General features: G+C 57.3%; 15 protein-coding genes and 2 pseudogenes. 7 read left to right on the top strand and 10 right to left on the bottom strand.

Features of this window, described 5'->3' with window-relative positions; all coding sequences use genetic code 11:
• Positions 1-119: 119 nt before the first annotated feature.
• Positions 120-239: pseudogene (locus JFU11_RS05050) on the top strand (gamma-glutamylcyclotransferase); the annotation flags it as partial.
• 122 nt (positions 240-361) lie between these two features.
• Here JFU11_RS05050 and JFU11_RS05045 read toward each other — a convergent pair.
• Both JFU11_RS05045 and JFU11_RS05040 read right to left on the bottom strand, forming a co-directional pair.
• On the bottom strand, positions 362-625 hold the full coding sequence (locus JFU11_RS05045) for a hypothetical protein (protein ID WP_123719913.1): 264 nt from the start codon (positions 623-625) through the stop codon (positions 362-364).
• Positions 615-1,406 carry a VacJ family lipoprotein gene (locus JFU11_RS05040; protein WP_052964746.1) on the bottom strand — a complete coding sequence of 264 codons (792 nt, stop codon included), beginning with the start codon at positions 1,404-1,406 and terminating at the stop codon, positions 615-617. Before JFU11_RS05040 ends, JFU11_RS05045 begins: the two co-directional genes overlap by 11 nt.
• A 166-nt stretch (positions 1,407-1,572) precedes the next feature.
• Between JFU11_RS05040 and JFU11_RS05035 the strand changes: the two genes are divergently transcribed.
• Together JFU11_RS05035 and JFU11_RS05030 are read left to right on the top strand one after the other, a co-directional pair.
• Positions 1,573-2,283: a response regulator gene (locus JFU11_RS05035; protein ID WP_123719912.1), complete on the top strand. Its 711-nt coding sequence runs from the start codon at positions 1,573-1,575 to the stop codon at positions 2,281-2,283.
• On the top strand, positions 2,280-3,632 hold the full coding sequence (locus tag JFU11_RS05030; RefSeq protein ID WP_201059945.1) for an ATP-binding protein: 1,353 nt from the start codon (positions 2,280-2,282) through the stop codon (positions 3,630-3,632). Before JFU11_RS05035 ends, JFU11_RS05030 begins: the two co-directional genes overlap by 4 nt.
• A 104-nt stretch (positions 3,633-3,736) precedes the next feature.
• On the opposite strand, the gene JFU11_RS05025 is transcribed toward JFU11_RS05030, so the two are convergent.
• The 5 genes from JFU11_RS05025 to JFU11_RS05005 form a co-directional block, all read right to left on the bottom strand.
• On the bottom strand, positions 3,737-3,958 hold the full coding sequence (locus JFU11_RS05025) for a formate dehydrogenase subunit delta (RefSeq protein ID WP_095054230.1): 222 nt from the start codon (positions 3,956-3,958) through the stop codon (positions 3,737-3,739).
• Positions 3,955-6,843 carry a formate dehydrogenase subunit alpha gene (fdhF, locus tag JFU11_RS05020; protein WP_201059944.1) on the bottom strand — a complete coding sequence of 963 codons (2,889 nt, stop codon included), beginning with the start codon at positions 6,841-6,843 and terminating at the stop codon, positions 3,955-3,957. Before fdhF ends, JFU11_RS05025 begins: the two co-directional genes overlap by 4 nt.
• Positions 6,840-8,402, bottom strand: a complete 1,563-nt coding sequence (locus tag JFU11_RS05015; protein ID WP_201121228.1) for a formate dehydrogenase beta subunit — start codon at positions 8,400-8,402, stop codon at positions 6,840-6,842. The genes fdhF and JFU11_RS05015 overlap by 4 nt, the downstream gene beginning before the upstream one ends.
• Positions 8,399-8,875, bottom strand: a complete 477-nt coding sequence (locus tag JFU11_RS05010; protein ID WP_052964752.1) for a formate dehydrogenase subunit gamma — start codon at positions 8,873-8,875, stop codon at positions 8,399-8,401. Before JFU11_RS05010 ends, JFU11_RS05015 begins: the two co-directional genes overlap by 4 nt.
• A gap of 337 nt (positions 8,876-9,212) precedes the next feature.
• Positions 9,213-9,590 (bottom strand): hypothetical protein, encoded by a 378-nt coding sequence (locus JFU11_RS05005; RefSeq protein WP_201059942.1) that lies wholly within the window; start codon positions 9,588-9,590, stop codon positions 9,213-9,215.
• Between the two features lie 126 nt (positions 9,591-9,716).
• Between JFU11_RS05005 and JFU11_RS05000 the strand changes: the two are divergent.
• A pseudogene (locus tag JFU11_RS05000) lies at positions 9,717-9,829 on the top strand (PH domain-containing protein); the annotation flags it as partial.
• 201 nt (positions 9,830-10,030) lie between these two features.
• On the opposite strand, the gene JFU11_RS04995 reads toward JFU11_RS05000, so the two are convergent.
• Positions 10,031-10,348, bottom strand: coding sequence for a DUF3077 domain-containing protein (locus JFU11_RS04995; RefSeq protein ID WP_201059941.1), 318 nt, complete (start codon positions 10,346-10,348; stop codon positions 10,031-10,033).
• Positions 10,349-11,123: 775 nt separating this feature from the next.
• On the opposite strand from JFU11_RS04995, the gene JFU11_RS04990 reads away from it, so the two are divergent.
• Positions 11,124-12,041, top strand: coding sequence for an Abi family protein (locus tag JFU11_RS04990; protein WP_201059940.1), 918 nt, complete (start codon positions 11,124-11,126; stop codon positions 12,039-12,041).
• A gap of 150 nt (positions 12,042-12,191) precedes the next feature.
• Here JFU11_RS04990 and JFU11_RS04985 read toward each other — a convergent pair whose 3' ends face one another.
• Positions 12,192-12,521, bottom strand: coding sequence for a hypothetical protein (locus tag JFU11_RS04985; protein ID WP_201059939.1), 330 nt, complete (start codon positions 12,519-12,521; stop codon positions 12,192-12,194).
• A 903-nt stretch (positions 12,522-13,424) separates the two neighbouring features.
• Here JFU11_RS04985 and JFU11_RS04980 point away from each other — a divergent pair.
• Complete coding sequence (locus JFU11_RS04980; RefSeq protein WP_201059938.1) at positions 13,425-14,669, top strand: hypothetical protein; 1,245 nt, start codon at positions 13,425-13,427, stop codon at positions 14,667-14,669.
• Between the two features lie 32 nt (positions 14,670-14,701).
• Positions 14,702-15,148 carry a hypothetical protein gene (locus tag JFU11_RS04975; protein WP_201059937.1) on the top strand — a complete coding sequence of 149 codons (447 nt, stop codon included), beginning with the start codon at positions 14,702-14,704 and terminating at the stop codon, positions 15,146-15,148.
• Positions 15,149-15,212: 64 nt separating this feature from the next.
• Here JFU11_RS04975 and JFU11_RS04970 read toward each other — a convergent pair whose 3' ends face one another.
• Positions 15,213-15,638, bottom strand: a complete 426-nt coding sequence (locus JFU11_RS04970; RefSeq protein ID WP_201059936.1) for a hypothetical protein — start codon at positions 15,636-15,638, stop codon at positions 15,213-15,215.
• Positions 15,639-15,946: the final 308 nt, after the last annotated feature.

Below are 15,946 nucleotides of genomic sequence, written 5' to 3'. Positions count from 1 at the left end.
GTTCGTACAGCATTATCGGACCGTCCACGGCTGTCACAGTCTCGCTCAGGCGTCATGTCGATGAGCATTTTCTTCATCGACATGGGCGCAGCCTGTCAAGGGCACGAAGGTGATGCAGGGTTTTCGAGATCACGGCCCAAGAGCTAGTCGCTGCCGACAAATACGAGGTGGCGGACTACAAACGCGTCAGTGTGACCCTCAAGTCCGGCATCAGCGCCTGGGTCTATGTACGAGCCTGATTGTTGGTAAGGGCTGCAGCCACTGTGCGGGGGGGGGGGAATAGCTTTGCCTCAGTTTCGCTGTAGGCTTCGGGCGGGATGATGACCGGAAGACTTCCATCCTCCGTATCATCACCCTGAAATCAAGGCTGCGACTGGCTGCTCGCTCTCATGACCCCTGCCTCACCATTGGCCACAAGCCAACGAAACAGCTCGGCCACCGACACCGTATGGCTGCGCTCTATCCAGCGTACCAACGCCGGGCCGTAGTGTTCGGTGTAGCGGGTGAGCACCAGTTGGCGACAGTCTGGTGACAGGCGCAGGGTGATTTCCCGACAATGCAGATTGGCGGGATCGTCTCGGATCACCCGCTGCTGCAGAGTCAGGCTATTGCTTTCAGAACCCATCGGCCGGTGCTCCTGTGCATTTTGGGGTGGTGTTCTCTGGCGAGCCTTGTTTGCCATCGGCCACGTAAGCAGCACGATGCTCGGCCACCACATTACGCAACGCGCTGTAATAGTCCGGAAGTTTTTGCAGGCTGTCGGTCAGCGGTAAGGCTTCTGCCCGACCATCGACGATGCCACCGACAGTGCTGATAGTGGACAGCGTCTCCACGGTATCGCTATTGCTGCCGAACGGATCGACCACAAAACCGAGCACGCGACCGGCGGCGTCGCGACTGTTGGAGGTCCCGAGCAATGGCAGCTCGACGATCGGACCGTTGCCGATGCCCCACACGCCGAAGGTCTGGCCGAAGTCCGAGTCGTGGCGCGGGATACCGGCCATGCCGGAGACGTCGATCAAGCCCACCACACCTACCGTGGTGTTGAGCGCGAAACGTCCCAGGGTATTGACCGAGCGCATCGGGTTGCCTTGCAGCAGGTCATTGATAAAGACCTTGGGCTCACCGAAGTTCGCCACAAAGTTATGCACACCGGTCTGGAAAAAGTCCGGCGTGTAGCGGTAACCGCGCGCGACCGGTGCCAAGGCGTAATCATCAACCACCCGGTTAAACGCGAAGACGCCGCGATTGAGCGGTTCTGCCGGGTCGTACACCGAATAGGCAATGTCAGCGCAGGCCACGTCTGTGGTAGACGGCTGCTGGCTGCTGCAACCCGTCAGCCCTGCGGCCAACACGGCAATTGAGGTGTTGCGGGCCAACCAGGGAGCACACTTGAAAGGCAACATGGATGCAAGTCTCAGGAGGAATTCGCCGTGATGCTGAGCTCCAATCCTTGCGTCAAGATGTCTGGTTTATTGCGGTGCTGACGCTTTATTGCAGAGTTGAAATATATGACGCGCGGCCGTGAATGGTTTTAGATGGCGGTTCCATTCGCCCCTTAAGTGACCTTCGGTGAACAGCCTTTTAATTGTGGACGACGACCTTGAAGTCCTTGATCTACTGAAAAAATTCTTCGTGCAGCACGGCTACAGCGTAGAGGTCGCCACGGACGGTGCGTCGCTGTGGGTGGCCATAGAGCGCCAGGCGCCGGACCTGATCATTCTGGACGTGATGTTGCCCGGCGACAGCGGGCTGGTCCTGTGTCAGCAACTGCGGATTCGACACGCAATACCGGTGATCATGCTGACCGCCATGGGTGAACTCAGTGATCGGGTGGTCGGCCTGGAGCTGGGCGCTGATGATTATCTGACCAAACCCTTCGACGCCCGTGAACTGCTGGCCCGAGTGCGTGCCGTGCAGCGCCGAGTGGACGAGCGCCGTCCGGTATCGCAGGAACGGCCACGGCCGCTGATTGATTTCGCTGATTGGCACCTGGACGTCACTCGCCGTGAGTTGCGCTCGCCGGACAACGTGATGATCCCGCTGTCGGCCGGTGAGTTTGACCTGCTGCTGGTCTTCGTCGAACACCCGCAGCGCATTCTCACCCGCGAGCAATTGCTGGACCTGGCCCGCGGGCATTGCCATGAGGCGTTCGATCGCAGCATCGACGTCCAGGTCAGCCGCCTGCGACGCAAACTCGAGTCCGACACCAAGCGCCCGGCAATGATTCGCACCGTGCGCAACGGCGGTTACCTGTTCACCCCCAGCGTGACGCGGCGATGAGCTGGCTGAAGCGGATTCGCGCCCGAGACTGGCCGCAAGATACGGTTGCGCGCTGGATCGCGTTGACGATCATCCTGGCCATGCTCATTTCACTGGCGCTCAACGGGCTGTTTATCCAATTGGCCGGCGTATGGGCGCGCCCGCCACTGACCGAAATCGGCTTGCTGGAAAAAGCCGCCGCCATCGCCCGGATCATCGAGGCCGCCCCGGCGCCACTGCGCAACCCATTGGCGCAAGCCGCCAACGAGAACGGCTTCACTGTCACTTGGCACCCTGACCGGCACGATCTCAACCTGCCGACAGTGGACGATCCGAAGTCTGACATCGGCTCGACTATCCTGCAGCCGATGCTCAGAGCCCCTGACCGGCGCATTGAAGCCTATGAACCGGCCGACTGGACGGAGCACACGGCGGACGCGCATTACGCGCTGCTGATCGAGCTATCGGATTCATCGTGGCTGATGTTCTCCGCGCCCTCGCGCAGTTGGGGGCTCGACGAAGCGCCACGCTACCTGATCGTGATCCTGCTAGTGCTGTTCTCCACCGCACTGGTCGCGCTGATCGCCACCCGACGCCTCGCCACCCCTTTGCAGCGCTTCGCCGAAGGCGCCCGTCGCTTCGGTGTGGATTTCCGCGCACCGCCGATCGAACCGCTCGGCCCCCACGAAATCCGCCAGGCCATTCTCGCGTTCAACGCCATGCAGGCGCAGCTGCAACACTTCATCCGCGATCGCACGCAAATGCTCGCCGCCATCTCCCACGACCTGCGCGCTCCTCTGACGCGGATGCGCTTGCGTGGCGAATTCATCGAAGACAGCGAGCAACAGCAGCGGCTGTTTCGTGACGTGGATGAAATGCAGGCAATGATCAACTCGGCGCTGGAGTTCTTTCGTGATGATGCGCGGCTTGAACCGGCGACCCAGTTTGATCTGGCGGAACTGCTGCAAACGTTGCTTGATGATTATCGAGATCAGGGAGTCGACATTACGTTCAGCGGGCCGCTGCGGTTGGTGTATTTCGGGCGTCCGTTGGGGCTTAAACGGGTGATTACCAACTTGCTCGACAACGCTATCAAGTACGGCAGTGAGCCGGGGATTGAACTGATCCCGAGCGCTGGCCAAGTGCGGATCAAAGTACTGGATCGTGGGCCGGGCATTCCAGATACCTGCCTTGAGCAAGTGTTTGTGCCGTTCTTCCGGATGGAAGGCTCGCGGAACAAAAGCACTGGGGGTGTTGGTTTGGGGTTATCGGCGGCGCGGGCGATTGTGCTGGAGCACGGAGGCGAGCTGACACTGCGAAATCGGTCGAAGAGCGGGTTGGAAGCGTTGGTGGTGTTGCCGGTGCATTAGTCCCGAAAGACTCGCAATACTGTTCACATGTGGCGAGGGAGCAAGCTCCCTCGCCACAGGTTTTGAGTCAACAGGCAAAATCCTCCCCAAGGGATCGTGTAAACCTAAGCCTCCCAGCCCGCCCCACTGACCGCAGCCTGCGCCAGTGGGTGCAAGTCTGCCCCCTGATGCGCCGTCTGCCAGGCCAGCAATTCCTTGCGCATGCCGGGCGTCCAGTACATCTGCAGGTGATTACGCACGCCGAGCACGGCCTGTTGCTGGTCCGGTTCGCTGGCGAAGTACTGGGCGATCTGGTTGGCCATCTTGATCAGGTTGTCAGTGCTCATCGGCGCACCTCGGCTTTTGCTCCAGCAGTGCGTGCCTGGCGGCGTTCGTCGAGCAGACGTTGTTGTTCGTCGCTGAATTCCTGATAGCGTTTTTGCCACTCGGAAGGGTGGTAGACGCGGCTGACTTCCACGGCGGTAACCTTGTACTCCGGACAGTTGGTGGCCCAATCGGAGTTGTCGGTGGTGATGACGTTGGCCCCCGATTCAGGGAAGTGGAAGGTGGTGTACACCACGCCTGGGGCTACCCGTTCGGTGATCCGCGCACGCAGTACGGTCTGTCCGGCGCGGCTGCCAATGCCGACCCAATCATCTTCGTTGATACCACGGCTTTCGGCGTCGGTCGGGTGGATTTCCAGGCGGTCTTCGTGGTGCCAGGCGACGTTGTCTGTCCGCCGCGTCTGCGCGCCGACGTTGTACTGGCTGAGGATGCGCCCGGTGGTCAGCAGAAGAGGATAGCGACTGTTGACCTTTTCCTCGGTGGGCACGTAACCGGTGAGCATGAAGCGCCCCTTGCCGCGCACGAATTCCTCGATATGCATGGTCGGCGTGCCGTCTGGTGCCGCGGCGTTGCACGGCCATTGCAGGCTGCCGTGGCGATCCAGTTCGGTGTAGCTGACGTTGGTGAAGGTCGGCGTCAGGCTGGCGATTTCATCCATGATTTCTGACGGATGTTGGTAGTTCATCGGGTAACCCAGCGCATTGGCCAGTGCCACTGTGCCTTCCCAGTCGGCCTTGCCGCCCAGCGGTTCCATGACTTTGCGCACCCGAGAGATGCGCCGTTCGGCGTTGGTGAAGGTGCCGTCTTTTTCCAGGAACGAGCTGCCCGGCAGGAACACGTGGGCGAACTTGGCGGTTTCGTTGAGGAAAATGTCCTGCACCACGATGCATTCCATGGCCGACAGGGCCGCGGTGACGTGTTGGGTATTGGGGTCGCTCTGGGCGATGTCTTCGCCCTGGCAATACAGGCCCTTAAAGCTGCCGCCCAAAGCTGCCTCGAACATGTTGGGAATGCGCAGGCCCGGGTCGGGTTGCAGGGTGACGTTCCAGGCCTGTTCGAACTGCGCCCGTACCACTTCGTTGGAAATGTGCCGGTAGCCGGGCAACTCGTGGGGGAAGGAGCCCATGTCGCAGGAGCCCTGCACGTTGTTCTGTCCACGCAGCGGGTTCACGCCCACGCCTTCGCGGCCGATGTTGCCAGTGGCCATGGCCAGGTTGGCGATGCCCATGACCGCGGTGCTGCCCTGGCTGTGTTCGGTGACGCCCAGGCCATAGTAGATCGCCGCATTGCCACCGGTGGCATACAGGCGAGCGGCCGCACGGATGTCGGCAGCGGCGACGCCGCAGATGGGGCCAAGAATTTCCGGCGAGTTTTCCGCACGGCTGACAAACTCGCTCCAGCGGGCGAAATCGCTGCCCTCGCAACGGGCGTCGATAAAGGCCTGGTTGAGCAAGCCTTCGGTGACGATGACATGGGCCAGGGCGTTGAGCATGGCGACGTTGGTGCCCGGGCGCAGGGCCAGGTGCAGTTCGGCGCGGGCATGCACCGAGTCCACCAGATCAATGCGTCGTGGATCGATGACGATCAGCCGCGCGCCTTCACGCAGGCGGCGTTTGAGCTGGGAGGCGAACACCGGGTGGGCATCGCTCGGGTTGGCGCCCATCACCAGGATCACGTCAGCCTGCATCACCGAGTCGAAACTCTGGGTGCCGGCGGACTCGCCCAGGGTTTGTTTCAGGCCATAGCCGGTCGGCGAGTGGCAGACCCGCGCACAAGTGTCGACGTTGTTGTTGCCGAAGGCGGCGCGCACCAGTTTTTGCACCAGGTAGGTTTCTTCGTTGGTGCAGCGGCTGGAGGTGATGCCACCAATGGAGTCGCGACCGTATTTTTGCTGCAGTCGGCGGAATTCGCTGGCGGCGTAGGTCACCGCTTCATCCCAGCTGACTTCCTGCCAAGGATCGTTGATGTGCTTGCGGATCATCGGCTTGGTGATGCGATCCGGGTGGGTGGCGTAGCCCCAGGCAAAGCGCCCTTTGACGCAGGAGTGGCCGTGGTTGGCTTGGCCGTTCTTGTCTGGAACCATGCGTACCAGTTGGTCGCCTTTCATCTCGGCGCGGAACGAGCAGCCCACGCCGCAATAGGCACAAGTGGTGATCACGCTGCGTTCGGGTTGACCCAGTTCGACCACGCTTTTTTCCATCAGGGTCGCGGTGGGGCAGGCTTGCACACAGGCGCCGCAGGACACGCATTCGGACTCGAGGAAGTTATCGCCACCGGCGGCCGCGACCCGGGATTCGAAACCGCGCCCGGTAATGGTCAGGGCAAAAGTGCCCTGGGTTTCTTCACAGGCGCGCACGCAGCGGTTGCAGACGATGCATTTGCTCGGGTCGTAATCGAAGTAGGGGTTGGAAGTGTCCTTCACGTCGGCCAGATGATTTTCACCTTCATAGCCGTAACGCACTTCCCGCAGGCCAACCTGACCGGCGACAGTTTGCAGCTCGCAATTGCCGTTGGCCGAGCAGGTCAGGCAGTCCAGCGGGTGATCGGAGATGTACAACTCCATGACGTTGCGGCGCAGCGTGGCGAGCTTCGGCGTCTGGGTGTGCACGCTCATGCCTTCGCTGACCGGCGTGGTGCAGGACGCCGGGTAGCCGCGCATGCCATCGATCTCCACCAGGCACATGCGGCAGGAGCCGAAGGCTTCCAGGCTGTCGGTGGCACACAGTTTGGGAATGGTGGTACCCAGCAGCGCTGCGGCGCGCATCACCGAGGTTCCTTCGGGCACGCTGATGCTGCGGCCGTCGATGTTCACGGTGACCTGCACCTGACTTTCGCGGGCAGGGGTTCCGAGGTCGATATCTGTATTCGGGTCGAAGAGAGTGATCATTGGTCGGCCTCCGAGGACTGCAGACCGAAGTCGGCGGGGAAGTACTTGAGGGCGCTGGCCACCGGATAGGAGGTCATGCCGCCCAACGCGCACAGCGAACCGTATTGCAGGGTGTCGCACAGGTCCTTGAGGATGATCACCTGCTCATCACGACTGTTCTGGTCAGGTGCGGCCAGCAGACGATCGATCACCTCCACGCCCCGGGTCGAGCCGATGCGGCATGGGGTGCATTTGCCACAGGATTCCTCGGCGCAGAACTGCATCGCGAAGCGCGCCATGCGGGCCATGTCCAGGCTGTCATCAGCCACCACCACACCACCGTGACCGAGCATGGCGCCGATGGCGGCGAAGGCTTCGTAATCCAGCGGTGTGTCGAATTGCGATGGCGGCACCCAGGCGCCGAGGGGGCCGCCAACCTGGGCGGCTTTCAGCGGCCGGCCACTGGCGGTCCCACCGCCGTAGTCTTCCACCAGTTCCCGCAGGGTCAGGCCAAAGGCCCGTTCCACCAGACCGCCGTGACGAATATTGCCCGCCAGCTGAAAGGGCATGGTGCCCAGGGAGCGGCCCATGCCGTAATCGCGATAGAACTGCGCGCCCTTGGCCAGAATCAGCGGCACCGAGGCCAGGGTCAGCACGTTGTGCACCAGGGTCGGCAGGCCGAACAGACCCTGCAAGGCGGGGATCGGTGGCTTGGCGCGAACGATCCCGCGCTTGCCTTCGAGAGAGTCCAGCAGCGCGGTTTCTTCACCGCAGATGTACGCGCCGGCACCGACTCGCACTTCCATATCGAAGGCCAGACCGCTGCCGCCAACATTGGCGCCGAGGTAACCGGCGGACCGGGCGATGTCCAGTGCCGCCCGCAGTGTCGCCACGGCAGCCGGGTATTCCGAGCGCACATAGATGTAGCCGTAAGTCGCTCCAACGCACAGACCGGCAATCGCCATGCCTTCGATCAGCAGGAACGGGTCGCCTTCCATCAGCATGCGGTCAGCAAAGGTGCCGGAGTCGCCTTCGTCGGCGTTGCACACAATGTATTTCTGCGCAGCCTGGGTGCCGCGCACCGTGCGCCATTTGATCCCGGCCGGAAAGGCTGCGCCACCACGGCCACGCAACCCCGAATCGAACACAGCGGTCGCGGTCTGCTCGCCGCCCTGGGCGATGGCCTGGGTCAGGCCCTCGAAGCCGCCGTGAGCCCGGTAATCCTCCAGGGACAGCGGCTGGGTAATGCCGGCGCGGGCAAACAGCAGGCGTTGTTGAGTCTTCAGATAAGGCAACTCTTCCACCAGCCCCAAGGCCAGCGGATGGTCGGACGACTCGCCTTGCAGCGCATCGAGCACCGACGGCACATCAGCAGCCGTCAGCGGACCGAAGCCGATACGGCCTTGCGGGCTGTCCACTTCCAGCAGCGGTTCCAGCCAGTACAGGCCGCGAGAACTGGTGCGTTGCAGGTCCAGCGGCAGATTGCGTTCCCGGGCCTGAGAGGCAAGGGTTACGGCCACCTCTTCGGCACCCACGGCACGGGCCAGCGAATCACGGGGCAGATAGAAAGCCGGCATCATGCGTCCTCCCGGCAAGCATCGAGCAGGGCATCCAGACGCTCGGGGCTGAGCCGCGCATGCAGCTGACCATCCAGCTCCAGGGCTGGCGAACAGGCGCAGGCGCCGAGGCAATACACCGGACGCAGACTGATGTTGCCGTCGGCGCTGCTGCCGTGGTCATCAAGTTGCAGACGTTCGCGCAATTGCGCTGCGAGCTGCTCGGCGCCGCGGCTCTGGCAGGACTCGGCCCGACACAGACGCAGAATATGCCGGGCGGGCGGCGCGGTGCGGAAGTCATGGTAGAAGCTGATCACCCCGCGAACCTCGGCCTGACTCAGGTTGAGCGCGTGGGCAATCTCGGGGATGGCGGCATCGGGGATGTAACCGATGCCCTCCTGAATCTCATGAAGGATGGGCAACAGTGCGCCGGGGGAGCGTTTGTGGCGCTCCAGCAGGCTGTTGACCATAGGCAGGTGCAACATCTCATCAGGCATACAGCATTCCTCACGATCACGGACAAACCAGGCGGTTGTCAGTTGTCCGAAAGTGTCGGCTGCGGCAGTCACACCACGTCACGGTATCGTGGCATTTTCAGGCCGTTGGCCAGGCACCCTGAGCGGGCATCTTGTTGGGCCCGGTGCGGTCTTTGCCGCACCTCTTCAGGGCATAACAGGCAGCTTGCCATGCTGCCTTTGATTCATCTGCACCAAAGCGACGTGTTCGATTCTGTCTACGACTACCTATTAAGTCTAGAAGAGTGCGGCCAAAGGTGTTCGCTCACTGAGTATCTTCAGGTAATCCTTGAGCGCGATGAGTGGGGTGCCAAAACACTCACTTGGCGGGAAGGATCATCACCCACAACACCACCGTGGTCAGTGCCGCCAACACACTGCACGCTCCGGCGATCAAATGACGGACGATGGGGGATTCAGACTGATTGAATCTGGCGATCACCAGAAGCCAGGTTCCGACAAAGGCCCCTAAAACCGCCATCAATGTATAGAACATGAATACAACGCCCCATGCCGAGTTTCCTCCGGGGACAAACCATCTGTTGAACAGAATCAGCACCGCAATTCCGACAATAAAACTACCCACGGCACCCGCCAGATTAGCGAGCCACAGATTCAGGGTGCCACGGTTCCTCACCACCCCAATCCACATCCCCACTGTCGCAGCGAAGAACACCAACACGCCGATTAGCTGCATTCAATCCTTTTCCTTGTTAACAATGCCCCTGAAACTGCCATTGGTCATCTTTGATGAGATGAAGCGTTGGAGGCACGATATCAAACTGATAGCTCTGTGCTGAAGGGCGTTGTTGTTTGATGTGGGTTGGATTCCGAGTTGGAGATTTGTTTTTCATCGAGGGGAAGGTGAAGTTTGAATTCACCGGCAGGACTTCGAGGGTGGAGATTTCGACGCGGATTTCTCAGCATTTGCTGTGAGCTGAGTGATCGAAAGCCCCGACAATCTCGGGGCCAGTAATGCCTGTCCGTTAAGCGCAATCCCTGTGGGAGCGGGCTTGCCCGCGAAAGCGCCAGGTCAGCCAACATCAATGCTGAATGCACTGCGGTCATCGCAAGCAGTTGGCTCCCACAGGCTTCATACCTTACTGGGCGTGAGAATCATCCCCCATTTATCAGCCACTACCCTTCAGACTTCGCCGCTGTCCGGTTAGGTGTGGGAGTGGGAGTGGGAGTACGGTCACGCGTCAGTACCTTCACTGCATCATCAACCACCGCCTTACTCATCGCCGTCAAATAATGCGCGGCCCAAGCGTGGCGATCGGAGTCTCTGTCGTAGGCAGCATCTTCGGTCAGCTTCTTGGCGAGAAACAGAAAATCAGAAGCCATGGCTAACGCATCACCGAGGGGAACGCCGCTAGTGACATGGAATAGGGCTTGATCCGCGCAGTAGATTGCGGGTGTTAGGCCGATAGTTTTCAGTTCTGATTGTTCGGTCATTTGCCACCTCCGATGACGGAGAGGCGGTTGGAGAGGGTGGATGATGGGGCGTTACGCGATTGGGAACTGCTTTGAGGGAACAGCCAACATTTGTACGGATTGATGCTGCGCATTATCAGACTCCTTGATATGAGGAGCTGCCACGTTCGTTACCACACGAATGGGTGACAGCTGTGCGCAGGGTGGTAAACCGGGAATCAAGGAAACCGGCACGCCCGAGGGCGTCCCACGCACAGCCGCCATAACTCACGCTTGCTGGCATAAAAAAAGCGCCGGCAATCGTGATGGGGGCGCTGTAGCGCCTTGAATAACTCGGGTTACCACACCCGGTCGCTGAATTGGCAGCGACGGCGGAAGGGTAGCGTGCAGACCTCATTACTGCAACTTTCGAAAGCCCTTTGCCCAGCGCTCTCTCTAACAATATCGAGCATCAGGCGCAGCAGAGAATATTCCTACCTCTATCTCGGAGTGGCCTGACAACAATCCACAGCGCTCTGTTTTAGGCTGCTCACAAGCGCGCGCCATCGTCTGCAACAGATCGTCGAAAACCCGCATAAACCCTAGTGTTTGCCGCGTTTTCTGTGACGTACACATTGACAGGGTCATCAGGCTACGGCAGCATTAATTCCAATCGCGCCCGATCCTCTGGTGCTGGCTTAGTCCGGCATTACGTTCGGGCCTTCTTGTTTCTGGAACATGGAAGTTGTCTAGCCCAGCCCCTCCGAAGCCGTTCCGTACATACCCTGATTTGGTTGCGTTGCTGGCCAGCAGGGGTATGCAAATCCATGACCCGTCTCGTGCAGAACGCAAGCTCGCGCAGTTAGGGTATTACCGCCTCAGCGGTTACTGGTACCCGGCGCGAGAGTTCAAAATGAACGGCCTGCAGCAAGACGTCTGCCCGGTCACGGGCAAGCCTCTGCGTCTGGACACTTTCCAGGCAGCCACCTCTTTCGACTCGGCCGTAGACCTTTACAAGTTCGATAAACAATTGCGAATGCTCATGCTGGACGCCGTCGAGCGCTCGGAGGTTCACCTCAAGACCGTAATGGCTCACGAGGTCGGGTACCACGACCCGATGGCCTACACCAACGCGAAATTCATTCTGAATAAATGGACTCAACCGTACACGGACCGCCGCGGTAATACGCGGAACAAGTGGACAGAGTGGAGCCAGAAGCAGCAGTCGCACATTGCGCGGAGCAAAGAGGACTGCATTCAATGGCATTTCCGAGCCGGCAAGTCCATTCCTGTTTGGGTCGCGGTGGAGGCATGGGATTTCGGGGATCTCTCGGAATTCTTCGAGCTGCTCAACAGCAAGTATCAAAATCTCATACTCGCACGTCTCGGCTTGAACAACGCCAAGATGCTCAGCCGATGGATGCAACAGACCAGCCATCTGCGCAACCGCTGTGCACACCATACCCGCATCTGGAATCAGGCTTCGCCTAACCCGTTAGCGGTCCCCGTTGAATCGTATTTTCAGACGTTGGGGCTGGACCAGTACGCGCTCAAACGGCTGTACGGGTTGGTCGCGGTCATATGGTTTCTGCTGCAGAGAATTGCACCAGCTTCGACCTGGATCCGCGAAGTTGCGGATCTGGTCGACAGCAAGCCTGCTCTGCCGGGCTGCACCTTCAAAGCGATGGGGTTCCCCGACGAAACCGGGTTCCCTCGGAAACTGTTCGGGATCTAGCTGGCTTCGGCGTAAGTCTATGGATGATGCCGCGGAAACGGCCCGCGTTGGTGCGCCGAGTGGGCTTTTAGCCTTGACTTGAGACCTGCTAATGGGTGTCCCCTTTTTCTGCTGAAGGACATTGTTATCCAGCGTGGGTTTGGGCTCCCCTCACTGAATATCTTTCAAGTAGTCCTTGAGCGCGATAAGCGGTGCATCAAGTTGCTCCAAGGTTTGAGCACCGCGTAAATCAGCCGACAATCTATGTAGCTCGCGCCCTAGCGGCGTATCTATGCCGCCTATAGCGTCCAGCGCCAAACCCACGCAACGCGCCACTCTAAACTGAATCCCCTCAACATCCCCCCGACGCACCAGCAACCCAAACACCTCCCGTTCATAATCACTCATGATCGGATCATCCCGCAGAATCGGACTTTCACCTTCCATCTCATAAGCCAGCTTGAAGGCGAAAAGGGCAACGGTTTCCAGTGGCAATTCCATTGTGTGAGTCCTTGATTCGTTAGCCGAGCAGTTTCGGGTTGTGGCGCTGAAAAGCAAGATCAAAAGATCGCAGCCTTCGGCAGCTCCTACGGGGCGGCGGGGCGGGATCACTTTTCTACAGACGAAAAAAAAGGCCTTGCAAAGCAAGACCTTTCTTAATTTTGGTGCCCGAGGGGGACTCGACTGCGCCATATAATCTGTGGTCTTCAGAGCATTTTTCGGTAATGGGATACACGCAGGGATACAGCGCTAGTCCTGCTGACGATCAGCTATCAGTAACAATGAGCCATTCAACTTCTCCCGATCCGCCGAGAAGTGTGCATCTCTATGGCAATTTGGGCAAAGGGTAACGCAATTAAAAACGCGATAACTGACCTCGACACCCAAGATGTGGTGCACATCGAGAAAGCCAGCATAAGAACGGCTCGCTCCACATTCAGGACGCTCACAGCGTCCATTGCAACGCTCAATCACCGCTTTTCGGACGTTCGGATCTCTAGCTACCCTAGATACCGTCGATTGAAGACGTGACTCTTCGTCACGACCCAAGCGCGATAAATCAAGGCTAGGTAGATCATTGAAGGCTGGCCGACAAATAATCACGCTTCATGCCCAGTGGGCCGCGGCGGTTCAAGCGCAAGCCGGAGACTGCCCAGCCCATATTTGTGCGTTGAAGCACCCTTCTTGAGCGTTTTTTGCGCTCTAAACGGATACTCTACAAATATTTATTCATCGATTACCAATAAATTCATTAGCCTTGACGTTTAGCAACGGTGCTCTATGCTTTTTTTAATCAGATTATTTCTGTGATCAACTGATATCAAATGATTCATCGCAAAACGCTTTTTTGTCTTCGCAGAACACCAGATCACAATATAAATTTACTCATTAATGGAGTGGATTATGAATTTGCGCGTTCAACTTTCCGCTGAGAAAGACAATTTCCCGAACGTTCTCAATCAGTTTGATCCAACATATAGCGCGGATCAGGAGTTAACTAGCGTAGTCCAAGCGCTCTCTACGCAGGAAGCCTCATTTGCAGTCGATAAGTACTGCGTTATTCAAAATATTGCAGACGTAGGCATGCTGCTTGACCGACTGCTCGAAATCCGGCGAGAGCTCTGGGAAATAGATGCGACACGAATACGAACTACAATCAGCTATAAAAGTGCAATAAAACAAGGAGAAACCGAGCACGCACTTAACATAGCGCAGGCACCTGACGGAAAAGTTGATGCGATTACCGAGGCCTCACTTACTAAGTTATCCGAAACTAAGCAGATGGTCGGTGAATTAGAATCACTTCACGGCGAACCGGGGAGCTCACTAAACTTCTCAGAACGAATGGCAAAGATTCGAAATATTTTCAAACAGGATATTGAATCGTGCTATGTCCGATCAAATGCCGTCGTTGAAGGAATTAGTGCATGCTTTGGTGTTACTCATATAATTGAGCGCCCTCTCCCTGGAGAGTTGAAGTATGCAACGTTCGAAGGCGCCGCGCATCTAGATGATTGGGTTGCATGGCACCGTAAATTATCACGTGCCTTAGAGGCAGTTGTAGCAACCCAAATTAAGCATGAATTCGCAATTCCACTTGGCACTCCATTTTTATATGGCTTCGTTGCTCCAATTGACCATGGCGTTCATGTCCTTAGAGACGCAATTCGCATGAAACGCCCAGAAAAAGCAAAAACACTGACCGAGAAACTTATTGATAAAATTAAGGCGGGGCACAGGATTGGATTTGCAATTAACGACCCATTTGCACCACCTGATCTGGGTGACGGGTTTACAATAGACCTTCCCACCTCAGGGCACGCAACTATTGATGAGTTATCCGTCAGAGTTGTCATTCCGAATGATAATGATCGTTTTCGCTGGCGTTTCCAAGTTGAGATTTTCGCTCCTGATTCATTCGACAGTGTAATCATAAACGCCTGCACCGGACAGGAACCACTTAATTGGATCTCATCAACATCTTTAAAAAATCGCCCTGTCAATGGAAAATGGGCAATTGAATTTATTAGTGCAATGAAAGAAGATACCGCGGACAGCAGACAAATTAATAGAGAGACATGGCCGATCTTAGATGTGGTTATGTTTTTTCGCACCACGACTACAAACTTCATTGGCACTGTTGGTTGATAAAGCTATGCGACAACACTGGAGTATCCGAAATGATTGAATTCGTTGGCGCAGATACTAAATTTCATTCACCTCCACCCGTCAGAATTGGCGAGTGTACGCCGTCGAATCCCTCAGGGAAGACCCCGGCGGATATTCCCCAGTTAATCCCATCCGATGGCAACACACACACGGTTGACCAAGCAATCGAACTTCAAATGTGGCTTGGATTACCAAGCGGTATTGCCTTGGGATTAATACCAATGGTAATTGGTCCATGGGTCACGCAGATAATTGGAGCTAGCGCTATCAAAACTATTAAAGCTACGACAGCAGTGGCTGTCCCTGTTATCATCGCAAGTTCATATAGCAATAAATCTTCTACAGAGAAAAGTGACAAAGAAGCTCGCGTAAAAGAATATCGCGAGAAACTTGAACAAGTAATTGAGAAGCAGGAGATTAACGATCGGAAATTTGGTGGTCCGACGATGGTTGCATAGGCTCCCGAGAATAGCGGGTTAAATGGGAGTCACTATGACAATGTTTATCTATTAAAAGCAGCACTTACCTTTGCAAGTTGTAGCTGACATCGGCAACTTTGTGCGCCTCCTCAGAGCGGCTATCCATTAGCCACATGGTCGGGCTGTCTCCGTTGACCACATGATTTTTTTTGAGGCGCCCTAGTCTCCCCGCAGCTATGAGTTTTGCGCCCACTCGTTTCTGCCCGTTGATGATGCCGGTCATGGCTGTCACGGGAATTAAGGCAGCGAACTTGATATCACTTTTGTAGCGTTGCATTAGAAGTGCATGTGTAATGCCTTGTGGTGCTTCGCGATCGACGATCTCAGTGATTGTTCTATCCCAGTCTCCCTGGCTTAACCGTGCACGTAACTGGGCTGCTGAGAATTTCTCTGGATGATCCTCCCAACGCCAGCACAAACGAACTCGAGCACTGAATGTAACGCCTTCAGGGCTGGTCGCAGAAAGCAATTGAGATTGTCCTTTACGGACGTCATTAACCCCGGTGAATCCTACCCTCCAGAAAAGGTTTGGGCATTTCCCGCGTTTCCTTTTCGGCCTGGATACTTTCAGGAGTACGAAAGGCGCGTTTCTGGTTTGAGGATTCCATTCGTGTATACCGGTCAGCGGTGGGCGGCTCGGCAGGAGCCAATGTCTATCTCAAGTAGAGTAGTGCAACGGAGGTTGAGATCTGGGGCAGTCTGCGCTTTTTATGCCGGGGCCCCTGAGGTTTTCTTCTTCGCACGGGGTCGGAAACCCGCGGCATCTCGTTAGCCGCA

The sequence above is a fragment of the Pseudomonas sp. TH37 genome, from assembly GCF_016650735.1.
GTDB lineage: Bacteria > Pseudomonadota > Gammaproteobacteria > Pseudomonadales > Pseudomonadaceae > Aquipseudomonas > Aquipseudomonas farris.
Note: the sequence above shows the minus strand (reverse complement) of the source record. Positions and strands in the feature narration are given on the sequence as shown.